This window comes from Yersinia ruckeri ATCC 29473, from assembly GCF_000754815.1.
Lineage (GTDB): Bacteria > Pseudomonadota > Gammaproteobacteria > Enterobacterales > Enterobacteriaceae > Yersinia > Yersinia ruckeri.
This window is the reverse complement of record NZ_KN150747.1, coordinates 381309-393747: the sequence shown is the minus strand read 5'-3', so window position 1 is coordinate 393747 and position 12439 is coordinate 381309. Positions and strand designations below refer to the sequence as shown.

Genomic DNA, 12439 nt, shown 5'->3' with positions numbered 1-12439 from the left:
GGCAGTTATGTCATTGATTGAAAATAAAGGAATATGATGAATCTATCTGCGGATAATCGTAGCGTATCAATGGACGGTAATTCTTCTGTCATGTTTTTATCGTTCAGTTGGTTATTATCTCTTGCTCTGCATTTCTGTGCGCTATGGTTTTTGGCTATGCGTACCATTCCCCCTTTGCCTACGGATTCGCTGACTTCAGTAGTGATTTCTCTGTCTACGGAGATAGCGTTTACGCCGAGTCTTGAGCAATATCAGCTGGGGGTTGAGCAGGAGCTGGCAGTGGCTGCCAGTGAGTCTCCTCCAGAGTTGTTCAATGAGGTTATTGAGTCCTTGCCGGAGGTCTCACAGACTGATGCGCTTTTGCTTGTGGTTAAAGAAAAACCAAAGCAAAAGCCAAAAGAGGTCATTAAACCGCAGAAAAACGTTAAAGCCAGCTGGCGAGAGGCCGCAAAACCGCAAGAAAACCAAGAAACGGAGATTCAAACCGCATCAATGAGTAATAGCTCACCGCTGTCTGGAACACAGCAGCGCGTTGCGGCACCGATTAATAGCCATTCATTAAATAATTCGCAAACTCGGGCGACCTGGATCGCTATTTTGCAAAGTCATCTGGCCAATTTTAAGCGTTACCCGCCCGGAGTTAGAAATAAACAACGTAAAGGCACGGCGATCATCAAGTTTTCCATTGATAGTGAAGGGCGGGTACTATCCGCGATGTTAGCCGGTAGTAGCGGTAGCCCTCTATTGGATAGTGAAGCATTGGCGATGCTAAAACGCGCTCAACCGTTACCCAAACCACCGGCTGAATTACTGAGCGCCGGGCAGTTCGTTATCACATTACCGTTGGATTTTGATATGAAGAAAAAAAACCGCAGGCAGTGACAGATTGAGGCAGAGCCAGTCATTGGATATTTAATTGACCCACGAAGGTGCTGTTTTACTGGCGTCTACATCAATTGGCTCGCTAATTAACAGGTCAGGCGTGAGCACAAATAACGATTTAAGCTGATCCCTTCTTCAATTGCGCTGATTGCCAAACGGCGATGTTGGTCGGGAGGCATACGAAGAACAAGTTTTCCACTGAACTGTTTTTCTGACAGGGGCTCTGGGGGTGTTTCTCCGACTCGTCCCATTTCTGCCAAGACATCGGCGACCAGCGCCGTTATGCCGTCTAGGGCTTGTACTCTGGACGGTGCCAACCATGACAAACTGGGGAACTCGGCACATAGCCCGATAAACTCTGCATCTTCCTCTGACCAGGTAATTCGGTAGGTGTAGTGTTCGATATTAATCACGGTTCATCTCCTCTAACTTATCCAACGCAGCGACAACCTGTTTGACCTGATAAAACTTGGCCATTCCATTGTTATTACGTTGGATGTTAATCCTTGGGTCACCTTGCCAGGGCATACTGTAGATATGATGGCTGCCTGAATCATGTCGGGGTGGACCGAAGTAGAATGTGCAGATTTTTGCTAATTCGATAAATTTTACGCCCGACGGGTTAGCTTTGATACGAGCAATCCGGCTTTCCATGCCTTTCATTGCGCCTCCATTGTAGTACTGTTATTGGTATCACTTCAAGTCGGTGATGTCATTTTCTGTGTAAAGAGGACAATGAGGAGAATTTCTCGGCAGGGCAACGGAGGAAACATTATTCAGGAAGGCGTCACGCAAAAAATAATGCTTTGTCAGATCATGAAAACAACAAAACCGGGCTTTGGACCCGGTTTTGCTAAAGATTGAAACTTATTCGCCAGGACAACGCAGGCAGCGTTCGGTTTCGTCGGTACCCAGTTTTAGTTTGGATTGCAGGTCACGCAACGCGGTACGCAAGCCTTCTTCAATCACCGGATGATAGAACGGCATATCCAGCATTTGGTCGACCGTCATTTGCTGTTGATGTGCCCATGCCAATAAATGTGCAATATGCTCGGCACCTGGCCCGATCATTTCGGCTCCGAGAAAGCGGCCGGTTCCTTGCTCACCGTAAACCCGCAGTATGCCTTTGTTACGCAGCATAACCCGTGAGCGCCCCTGATTTTCAAAGGAAACTTCACCGACATCGAAACAGCCACAGACGCTGAACTTCTGGCTTAGTTCTCGGAAAGTGGAACCAATCATCGCGATTTGTGGATCGGAAAATACCACGGAAATCGGGCTGCGTCGTAATCCCGGAACTACCTCAGGAAAGCTGCCAGCATTCACGCCAGCAATTCGCGCCTGATCGCTTGCTTCATGCAGTAAAGGCAGTTGGTTACTGGCATCACCGGCGATAAAGATATGTGGTGCGCTGGTTTGCATGGTTAAACGGTCGGCTTTGGGTACACCACGTTCGTCGAGCACCAGATTGGTGTTTTCTAGGCCTAACTTGTCAACATTTGGGCGGCGGCCAGTGGCGGCCAGCACGTAATCCACCATAATTTCTTGTGGTTTCTCATCCAGCCCCTGATAACGAATAAAGACTTTATTACCTTCTCGCTGCATCAGATCGATTTTTACATCAGGGTCGAGATAGAACTCTTCTCTCAGCGTTTTGGCGGCATATTCTCGCACCACGCTGTCAGTTAACGGACCAACGGCACCGCCGACACCAAACATTTTTACCTTAACCCCCAAACGATGCAGCGCCTGGCCAAGTTCAAGACCGATGACGCCAGGGCCGAATACGGCAACGGATTCGGGTAAATCGTCCCAGTTAAACACATCGTCGTTTACGATTAGGCGGTCACCCAACTCATTCCACGGTGTCGGCCAGCTTGGACGCGAACCAGTTGCGATAACAATTCTTTGCGCCACAATGCGTGTGTGGTCATCAATTTGCAGGGTGTTGTCATCAATAAAACGGGCATAACCCTGAGTTTTATCTGCTGCCGGAATACTATCAACGCCTTCTAATACGAAGCCGACGAAACGGTCGCGTTCGCGTTTAACGCGATCCATCACTTCACGTCCGTTAATCACGGTTTCTCCCTGCGGATAGACGCCAAATCCCGGTGCTTTCTCAATGGCATGGACGGCTTCAGCAGCGGCAATCAGTAATTTGGAAGGCATACAGCCTACGCGAGCGCAGGTTGTGCCATATTCTCCGCCTTCAATCATGACCACGTTGGGGGTGGACAGTTTGGCGGCACGATAAGCGCCCAGTCCGGCGGTGCCGCCACCAATAACGGCGACATCTACGTTTAAGGTTTTCATATCCGCTCCTAACAGAAAAAAAGGGTAGGCCGAGGCCTACCAAAATACTTCACGTTGATTGCTTTTTTTATTGATGTAATCAGGCTGACAAATAGGTTTCCAGATCGTCGCTGCCACCAATATGGCGACCACCGATAAACACCTGTGGTACGGTTGAACGGCCACTGACCGCGCGCAGGCTTACCGTCGTTGCATCTTTACCCAGAACGATTTCTTCGTATTGCATGCCACGATCTTGTAGCATTTGTTTGGCTTTGGCGCAGAATGGGCAACCTGGTTTGGTGAAGATAGACACGGATTCCTGTACTTTGTATTCGGGAGCTAAATACTTCAGCATCGTGTCGGCATCAGACACTTCAAACGGGTCGCCCGGCTTATTTGGCTCAACGAACATTTTCTCTACCACACCGTTACGAACCAGCATGGAGTAGCGCCATGAGCGAGGGCCAAAGCCAAGATCAGCTTTCTCAACCAGCATATTCATGCCTTTGGTGAATTCACCGTTACCGTCTGGAATGAACGTAATATTCTCGGCGTGCTGATCGGCTTTCCAAGCATTCATGACAAAGGTGTCATTAACAGAAACACACAGGATGCTATCTACGCCATGCTGTTTAAACACGCTGGATAACTCGTTATAGCGTGGTAAATGGCTGGAAGAACAGGTTGGGGTAAAGGCTCCCGGCAGTGAAAAGACGATAACGGTTTTATCTTTGAACAGTTTATCAGTCGTTACGTCAACCCACTGATCGCCCTGGCGGGTATGGAATGTGACCTGTGGAACTTTTTTACCTTCTTGGTGGGTAAACATGTGTAACTCCTTAATTATAAAATTAAATTCTTTTTTTGATTGAGTCTCTCTTTCTTGGGCTACATTATTCATTTTATCTCTTGATAGTTCTAATCACTCATTGCTATCTTATCTATCGTTATTTACTATCATAAAGTGAGGAGCAGATGAACATTCGCGATCTCGAGTATCTGGTGGCTTTAGCCGAATTCCGTCATTTTCGACGGGCGGCGGATTCCTGCCATGTCAGCCAGCCGACATTAAGCGGCCAGATCCGTAAACTGGAAGATGAGCTAGGCGTGATGCTATTGGAGCGCACCAGCCGTAAGGTATTGTTTACTCAAGCAGGTCTGTTGCTGGTGGATCAAGCCAGAACAGTGTTGCGGGAAGTGAAGGTTCTGAAGGAAATGGCCAGTTTGCAGGGCGAAAGTATGTCAGGACCGCTGCACATTGGTTTGATACCGACCGTAGGACCTTATCTGTTACCACAAATTATTCCGATGCTGCACCAGGCTTTTCCAAAGCTGGAAATGTATCTGCATGAAGCGCAAACCCAGAACCTGTTGGCGCAGTTGGACAGTGGAAAGCTGGATTGTGCGATTCTGGCGCTGGTCAAAGAAACCGAAGCCTTTATTGAAGTGCCGCTATTTGATGAACCGATGAGTCTGGCGGTTTATACCGATCATCCGTGGGCTAATCGCGAACGGGTACAAATGCATGAATTAGCAGGCGAAAAATTGTTAATGCTGGAAGATGGTCACTGCCTGCGAGATCAGGCGATGGGCTTCTGTTTTCAAGCCGGAGCCGATGAAGACACGCATTTCCGTGCTACCAGTTTAGAAACTCTGCGTAATATGGTGGCTGCTGGCAGCGGTATCACCTTGCTGCCATCATTGGCGGTTCCGCCGGAAAAAGTACGCGACGGAGTTTGTTATCTGGAGTGCTACAAGCCCGTTCCTCAGCGCACCATTGCTTTGGTCTACCGCCCCGGCTCCCCATTGCGTAGCCGCTATGAGCAACTTGCCGAGGCGATACGCGAGCACATGCAAGCGCGTATGAACCCAATGTTAGAACAGGCGGTTTAAGCCATTGAGCGCTGCGACGCGATAGGCTTCTGCCATTGTCGGATAGTTGAAGGTGGTATTCACGAAATACTCAATGGTATTGCCTTCACCTTTCTGTTCCATAATCGCTTGGCCGATATGAATGATCTCGGCCGCTCGCTCACCAAAGCAATGAATACCCAGTATCTGCTTGGTTTCACGGTGGAATAGAATTTTCAGGCTACCGACATCCATACCGACGATCTGCGCTCGCGCCAGATGCTTGAACTGCGCTCTACCGACTTCGTACGGCACTTTCATCGCTGTCAGTTCCTGTTCGGTTTTACCGACAGAACTGATCTCAGGAATGGTGTAAATCCCGGTAGGAATATCATCAATCAAATGAACCTGTGCTTCCCCCTGAATCATCGCCTGTGCTGCAATGCGTCCCTGATCGTAAGCGGCGGAAGCCAGGCTTGGATAACCAATGACGTCACCAACGGCATAAACGTGTGGCAAGGCGGTCTGGTACATACTGTTAACTTTCAGCAGGCCTCGGCTATCGGCTTCTAATCCGATATTTTCCAATCCCAAACCGCTGGTATTGCCGGTTCGCCCGTTGGCATATAGCAAGCAGTCAGCTTTAACTTTTTTCCCTGATTTTAGATGTACAATAACGCCATCGGTAGTGCCTTCGATTTTCTCGAATTCTTCGTTGTGGCGAATAACCACGCCGTTATTCCAAAAATGATAGGAAAGTGCATCGGACATTTCCTGATCGAGGAATGCCAACAAGCGGTCACGAGTATTGATCAGATCAACTTTGACGCTTAGTCCCCGGAAGATCGAGGCATATTCACAGCCAATGACCCCAGCACCATAAATTATAACGTGCTGTGGTTCATGGCTGAGTTGCAGAATGGTGTCGCTGTCGTAGATACGTTCATGGGTAAAATCGACGTTTTCAGGACGATAAGGACGGGAACCGGTCGCGATAACGATATTATTGGCAGTCAATTGGTCTGAAGTGCCATCAGCATAGCGAACATTGAGGGTATTGGCGTCGATAAAGCTGGCATCTCCAGAGAACATCTGGCAATGATTTCGATCATAGAAGCCTTGACGCATACGAGTTTGCTGGTTAATTACCCGATCAGCATGACGTAAAATATCGGAAAATGAAGAGCTGATAACCCGAGAGTTGTCGCTATAAAGAGGGTTCTGGTTAAATTCAATGATACGGCTCACGGCGTGGCGCAGGGCTTTGGAAGGAATGGTACCCCAATGGGTACATCCGCCGCCCACATTGTCATACCGTTCAATCACGGCGACGCGAGCACCTTGCTTAACCAACCCCATAGCGGCACCTTCACCGCCAGGACCCGAGCCAATGACAATGGCATCAAAATGGAAGTGCTGTTGCATGTAGGAGAGACCTATTATTATACAAAATTACAACGAGATATTAACATCATCCTATTAATAACCCAATCATCATTAGGTTTTTTGCGGTCGTTGAGACTGTAAATTCATACGTGCGCGGATAAGTTGATGCGTTTGTATAGCCGTTGTTACTATAAAGTTTGGTATATTGCTTACTATATGGCTTAGCTAAAGAAAATGGATATCTTTTGGGTACGATTATGGGCGTCAGAGCACAACAAAAAGAGCGAACGCGTCGTTCCCTGATCGAAGCGGCGTTCAGTCAATTGAGTGCAGAACGGAGTTTTGCCAGCCTGAGCCTGCGGGAGGTTTCTCGTGAGGCGGGAATCGCGCCAACTTCATTTTACCGCCATTTCCGCGATGTTGATGAATTGGGGCTGACCATGGTGGACGAAAGTGGTCTGATGTTGCGCCAACTGATGCGCCAAGCTCGCCAGCGTATCGCCAAAGGTGGCAGCGTTATTCGCACCTCTGTCTCAACATTTATGGAATTTATCGGTAACAACCCGAATGCATTCCGCCTGCTACTGCGGGAACGTTCCGGGACATCGGCCGCATTCCGAGCCGCCGTTGCCAGAGAAATTCAGCACTTTATTGCCGAACTCGCTGATTATCTGGAGTTGGAACATCATATGCCGCGCAGCTTTACCGAAGCGCAGGCTGAGGCCATGGTCACAATTGTATTCAGTGCTGGTGCGGAAGTTCTGGACGTTGATATTGAACAACGGCGACAGTTAGAAGAGCGGTTAGTCTTGCAGTTACGGATGATTTCCAAAGGCGCTTATTATTGGTATCGCCGTGAACAGGAAAAGCTTGCTGTATCCCGTGTTGAATAAAGGTAAGGATGATGATGGAACAACCTCGCCGTGAAAATGGCACTCTCATATTGGCATTGATTGCCGGATTTTCAGTTAACGGCTCTGTTGCTGCGCTGTTCAGCTCGTTGGTTTCTTTTTCTCTATTTCCCATATTGGCTCTGGTATTGGCTATTTACTGTTTACACCAACGTTATCTGAACTATGTCATGCCTCGGGGGCTACCAATGCTGGCATCGGCATGCTTCCTGCTGGGTATTTTGCTATATAGCGCGATAGTTCGGGTTGAATATCCGCAAATTGGCTCAAATTTCCTGCCATCTATTTTGTGCGTGATTTTGGTGTTCTGGATTTTATTCAGACTAAAAGCGCGCAAAGCTGCGGCGAGAGACGACAACTCACAGTAAGCATTGGGTCAGTTGGCAAATGAAATAAGCAAGGGCAACGTGATGTTGCCCTTTTTGTTGGGTCGATTAGTCGCGTTTCTCCAGCCACACGCCGCATTCCATGTGGTGGGTATAAGGGAATTGGTCAAATAGCGCCAATCGACTGATTGTATGAGTATGTTGCAACTGTTCCAGATTAGCGCTCAGTGTTTCCGGGTTACAGGAGATATACAGAATACGCGGGTATCCCTGCACCATCTTGATGGTTTCATCATCCAGGCCGCTGCGCGGAGGATCGACGAAAATAGTTTCACAATGGTAACTCTGTAGGTCGATGCCTTTCAGGCGGTTAAATTCTCTGACACCCTGCATCGCTTGAGTAAATTCTTCCGCCGACATGCGGATAATCTGCACGTTATCAATGTGATTGGCTGCAATATTAAACTGTGCCGCAGCAACAGAAGGCTTGGCAATTTCAGTAGCCAGTACCCGATCAAAATTTCGCGCCAGTGCTAAAGAGAAGTTTCCGTTACCGCAATACAGCTCTAGCAGGTCGCCGCTGGCGTCTTTGGTTACATCAAGCGCCCATTCCAGCATATGAATGTTCACCGCCGCATTAGGTTGGGTGAAACTATTTTCTACCTGACGATAAATCATATCGCGACCGGCCACAGGCAGAATTTCATCAACATAATCATTATCTAACATGATTTTGGTTTTAGCGGCGCGGCCAATCAGTTGTAAATCAAAACCTTCAGTTCGTAATTGATCACGCAGTGCAATCGCGTGCTGCTGCCATTCTTCGTCCAATTGACGGTGATACAGTAAAGAAGCAATGATTTTTCCGCTCCGCGTTGACAGATAGTCAATCTGGAATAGTTTGCGACGCAAAATAGGCTGCGCTCGGATAGCGGTCATTAGGGCGCTCATCAAACGGTTAATCAGTACGCTGGCAACGGGGAATTGCTCCACCCGAATCCGTTGTTTGGTGTGCTGATCAAACATGATGTGGTACAGGTCGTCTTCATCGTGCCAAACGCGAAACTCGGCTCTCATGCGGTAATGTTCTGCCGGAGAGCGGAAAACCTCCGGTTCGGGTGCCTTGAACGGCGACATCATCTCTTTGAGAGAGGCAATTTTTTCCGCCAATTGGTGATCGTAATTTTCAGTAGGCAGGATGTCGGGGGTCATGTTTCGTCTCGTCTGGCAGTAAAAGAAAGGATATTCCTGCGGGATTGTAGGGGAAGTGATTATGAAGTCCAGTTTTGTCGTGTTTATTCCTTGTTACATGAACGGAAGTCTAGATATCTATTTGCATTGATCGTAGCATTGCCGTCCGGCCTCGAACTGAGAGTGAAAAGGGAATCTGGTGTAAATCCAGAGCTGACGCGCAGCGGTAAGGGGAAGTCACGGCGATAGTTTATCTACAGACACTGTCCATAACGGATGGGAAGTCATCGCCCGGTATTGTGTTACTTCATCTATTAAAGGTGTGCACTTTAATGTAGATGTTGACGCAATACATCCCAAGCCCGAAAACCTGCCGGTATTACGTCGCAATATTTGTGGTCGTCGCGTGCTACCGGCCATAGTTCTGCGGCATCCGCCAATTAAGTTTGGATGCTTTTTCATGACAATTAAAAAATATACGCTGCTCACGGCTCTTTCCCTGACGGCATTTTCTGGCTGGGCGCAAGACAACACCACCACGGACAGTAATGATGACATGGTTGTCACAGCAAACCGTTTCAAACAACCGATCTCTACCGTATTGGCTTCTACCGATGTGGTAACTCGTGATGATATCGAGCGTTGGCAGGCCAAAAGCATTAATGATGTTCTACGCCGCCTACCGGGTGTCGATATTGCTCAAAATGGTGGGCCAGGGCAATTAAGTTCGGTATTGATTCGCGGGACTGAATCTCGACACGTTTTGATTCTTATTGATGGTGTACGTCTGAATCAGGCTGGAATTAGTGGATCGTCTGATCTTAGCCAAATCCCCGTATCTCTGGTGCAGCGCATGGAATATATCCGTGGGCCGCGCTCGGCTGTTTATGGTTCCGACGCGATTGGTGGCGTCATTAACATTATTACTGAACGAGAAACCCTAGGTAGCACCTTAACCGCCGGTATGGGTTCAAACGGCTATCAAAACTACGGTGGGTCAACTCAGCAGAAATTAGGTGAGAATACGACTATTACCGTAGCCGGTAATTATAATTACAGCAAAGGCTACGACATTGTTGCCGATGGCAATACCGGTACGGCAAAGCAGCCTGACCGTGATGGGTATATGGGAAAAATGTTATGGGTTGGGTTGAATCATAAATTTAATGAAGAGTTCACCGGTTTTGCCCGGGCATATGGTTTTGATAACCGTAGTGACTATGATGGTTATTACAGTGTTGGCTCACCACTCATTGATACCCGTCAGCTTTCTAGCCGCACATATGATACTGGCTTGCAATTTAATGGCGGCAATTATGTTGCCAAGCTAACCGGTAGTTACAGCCATACTAAAGACTACAACTATAATCCTGATTTGGGGCGTCATGACAAATCAGCAACGCTGGATGATATTTCCCAATACAATCTACAATGGGCGAATACCTATGCGCTGGGGCTAGGTAATATTGGTGGCGGCGTAGATTGGCAAAAGCAAACCACCGAGCCAGGTACGAACTACCTGTCTGAGGGGTATGAACAGCGTAATACCGGGATTTACGGCACAGTGCAGCAATTTGTTGGGCCAGTGACTCTGGAAGGTGCGATACGTGGTGATGATAATTCGCAGTTTGGCTGGCATACCACATGGCAAAGTAGTGCCGGTTGGGAGTTTATTGATGGTTACAGTTTGATTGGTTCCTATGGAACGGCATTTAAAGCCCCCAATCTTGGGCAACTTTATGCTGCAGGATTTGGTAATCCGGATCTTAAACCGGAAGAAAGTAAACAGTGGGAAGGCGCGATTACCGGAGTAACTGGCCTGCTGGATTGGCGTTTATCGGCATATCGTAATGATATTGACCAACTGATTAATACCAGAGGTGTTTACCCAAACTCTCGTTATTACAATGTGGGCAAAGCCACCATTAAGGGCGTTGAATGGACAGGTTCCTTCGATACCGGCGCATTATCGCACCAGGTCACTTTAGAATATCTGGATCCACGCAATGCGGAAACTAATGAAGTTCTGACTCGTCGTGCTAAACAACAGGTCAAATACCAGTTGGACTGGCAAGTTGCTGATTTGGATTGGTCTATAACCTATCAGTATCTTGGCCAGCGTTATGACAAAGACTACAGCACTTATCCAGAAGAAACGGTAGAACTTGGTGGTGTGAGCCTATGGGATCTTGCCGTGTCATATCCAGTCACCTCTCATCTTACGGTTCGTGGTAGAATCGCCAACCTGTTTGATAAAGATTATGAGACGGTTTATGGCTACCAAACCCCAGGACGCGAATACTACTTCACTGGAAGCTATAACTTCTAAGGCTAATACTGCCCCTCGCCCGACGGCGCTGATTTTTGATTCCGGCGTCGGCGGGTTGTCTGTGTACCAAGAGATTCGGCAGCTTCTGCCGGATCTTCACTATATATATGCTTTCGATAACGTCGCCTTTCCTTATGGAGAGAAGTCCGAAGAGTTTATTGTCGAGCGTGTAGTAGAGATCGTCACTGCGGTTCAGCAACAACATCCCCTTGCCATTGTCGTCATCGCCTGTAATACCGCCAGCACCGTTTCCCTCCCAGCTTTACGTGAGCGCTTCTCTTTCCCTGTTGTTGGAGTGGTGCCTGCAATCAAACCGGCGGCCCGGTTAACCCGCAATGGCGTGGTTGGATTATTGGCAACCCGAGCGACAGTTCACCGTTCTTATACGTTGGATTTGATCGCGCGTTTTGCCACTGATTGCAAAATTGAGCTGCTGGGTTCATCCGAGCTGGTAGAACTGGCTGAAACCAAGTTGCATGGTGGCGAAGTCTCCCTCTCCGTACTAAAGAAAATCCTTAACCCGTGGCTAAGTATGCGCGAGCCGCCGGATACGGTGGTGCTAGGCTGCACCCATTTCCCTCTATTAGCAGAGGAGTTGGCGCAAGTATTGCCAGAAGGCACTCGAATGGTGGATTCTGGTGCTGCAATTGCCCGTAGAACTGCCTGGCTGATTTCTTCACAAGAGAATGTCATTTCTACACAAGAAGATAATGTGGCTTACTGCCTGACTCTAGATGCAGGAACTGATGCTTTATTGCCCGTTCTACAGGGCTATGGCTTCCCAACGCTGAAAAAACTAGCGATTTAATCGGTTTTCGCCTAAAAAAAACGCGGTTGGAAAATTATTTGAAATTAGGGGTTGCAGCCTGTCAGGAACTCCCTATAATGCGCCTCCACTGACCGGGAACAACGAAACACACTTCGCCGGGTCAGGAAGAGAACAGATGAGTTTGACTTCGAAAGAAACCAAATAAAACCTTGACTCTTCAGCGGGAAAGCGTAATATGCACCTCCCGCGTTACCGTAAGATTCGCCGCAAGCGAACAGGTAACGAACGCTCTTTAACAATTTATCAGACAATCTGTGTGGGCACTCGCAAGACGATATCTAGCCTGTTTCGGCAGGCAGAAGAAATATCAAAGTCTTGAAGAGTGACCAAAGCAGTACACATTTGAACTTCGGTTCGAATGCATATTTGCTGAAAGTAATCTTTGAGCATCGCTACCCTTGGGTAGCAAATCAAACAAATCTTAAATTGAAGAGTT

General features: G+C 48.0%; 12 protein-coding genes and 1 riboswitch. Of the genes, 6 read left to right on the top strand and 6 right to left on the bottom strand.

Annotated elements, in window-relative coordinates; all coding sequences use genetic code 11:
- Nucleotides 1–33: 33 nt before the first annotated feature.
- On the top strand, nt 34–882 hold the full coding sequence (tolA, locus tag DJ39_RS01770) for a cell envelope integrity protein TolA (RefSeq protein ID WP_004719489.1): 849 nt from the start codon (nt 34–36) through the stop codon (nt 880–882).
- A gap of 86 nt (nt 883–968) precedes the next feature.
- Here tolA and DJ39_RS01765 read toward each other — a convergent pair whose 3' ends face one another.
- The 4 genes from DJ39_RS01765 to DJ39_RS01750 all read right to left on the bottom strand — a co-directional run bounded on the left by DJ39_RS01765 (nt 969) and on the right by DJ39_RS01750 (nt 4009).
- Nucleotides 969–1295 (bottom strand): type II toxin-antitoxin system HicB family antitoxin, encoded by a 327-nt coding sequence (locus tag DJ39_RS01765; RefSeq protein ID WP_038244665.1) that lies wholly within the window; start codon nt 1293–1295, stop codon nt 969–971.
- Nucleotides 1288–1545, bottom strand: coding sequence for a hypothetical protein (locus DJ39_RS01760; protein WP_004719488.1), 258 nt, complete (start codon nt 1543–1545; stop codon nt 1288–1290). Before DJ39_RS01760 ends, DJ39_RS01765 begins: the two co-directional genes overlap by 8 nt.
- A gap of 204 nt (nt 1546–1749) precedes the next feature.
- Nucleotides 1750–3198 carry a dihydrolipoyl dehydrogenase gene (locus tag DJ39_RS01755; RefSeq protein ID WP_004719485.1) on the bottom strand — a complete coding sequence of 483 codons (1449 nt, stop codon included), beginning with the start codon at nt 3196–3198 and terminating at the stop codon, nt 1750–1752.
- Nucleotides 3199–3277: 79 nt separating this feature from the next.
- On the bottom strand, nt 3278–4009 hold the full coding sequence (locus tag DJ39_RS01750) for a glutathione peroxidase (RefSeq protein ID WP_004719483.1): 732 nt from the start codon (nt 4007–4009) through the stop codon (nt 3278–3280).
- Nucleotides 4010–4155: 146 nt separating this feature from the next.
- On the opposite strand from DJ39_RS01750, the gene oxyR reads away from it, so the two are divergent.
- Nucleotides 4156–5073: a DNA-binding transcriptional regulator OxyR gene (gene oxyR / locus DJ39_RS01745; RefSeq protein WP_038244660.1), complete on the top strand. Its 918-nt coding sequence runs from the start codon at nt 4156–4158 to the stop codon at nt 5071–5073.
- Here oxyR and sthA read toward each other — a convergent pair.
- Nucleotides 5056–6456, bottom strand: coding sequence for a Si-specific NAD(P)(+) transhydrogenase (gene sthA, locus DJ39_RS01740; protein WP_004719482.1), 1401 nt, complete (start codon nt 6454–6456; stop codon nt 5056–5058). The two genes, oxyR and sthA, sit on opposite strands and share 18 nt — an antisense overlap.
- Nucleotides 6457–6674: 218 nt before the next feature.
- Here sthA and fabR point away from each other — a divergent pair, with 218 nt between their 5' ends.
- Together fabR and DJ39_RS01730 are read left to right on the top strand one after the other, a co-directional pair.
- Nucleotides 6675–7310 (top strand): HTH-type transcriptional repressor FabR, encoded by a 636-nt coding sequence (gene fabR / locus DJ39_RS01735; protein WP_004719479.1) that lies wholly within the window; start codon nt 6675–6677, stop codon nt 7308–7310.
- A 14-nt stretch (nt 7311–7324) separates the two neighbouring features.
- Nucleotides 7325–7696, top strand: a complete 372-nt coding sequence (locus DJ39_RS01730) for a YijD family membrane protein (RefSeq protein ID WP_072089266.1) — start codon at nt 7325–7327, stop codon at nt 7694–7696.
- Nucleotides 7697–7762: 66 nt separating this feature from the next.
- Here DJ39_RS01730 and trmA read toward each other — a convergent pair whose 3' ends face one another.
- The gene (gene trmA, locus DJ39_RS01725; RefSeq protein WP_004719475.1) at nt 7763–8866 is read right to left on the bottom strand and encodes a tRNA (uridine(54)-C5)-methyltransferase TrmA; all 1104 of its coding nucleotides are present in this window, start codon (nt 8864–8866) and stop codon (nt 7763–7765) included.
- A gap of 129 nt (nt 8867–8995) precedes the next feature.
- Nucleotides 8996–9237, top strand: a riboswitch (cobalamin riboswitch).
- Nucleotides 9238–9305: 68 nt separating this feature from the next.
- Between trmA and btuB the strand changes: the two genes are divergently transcribed.
- Entirely contained in the window at nt 9306–11174 is a 1869-nt protein-coding gene (gene btuB, locus DJ39_RS01720) for a TonB-dependent vitamin B12 receptor BtuB (RefSeq protein WP_004719473.1), read from the top strand.
- Nucleotides 11119–11982, top strand: a complete 864-nt coding sequence (gene murI, locus DJ39_RS01715) for a glutamate racemase (RefSeq protein WP_038244650.1) — start codon at nt 11119–11121, stop codon at nt 11980–11982. The genes btuB and murI overlap by 56 nt, the downstream gene beginning before the upstream one ends.
- Nucleotides 11983–12439 lie beyond the last annotated feature (457 nt).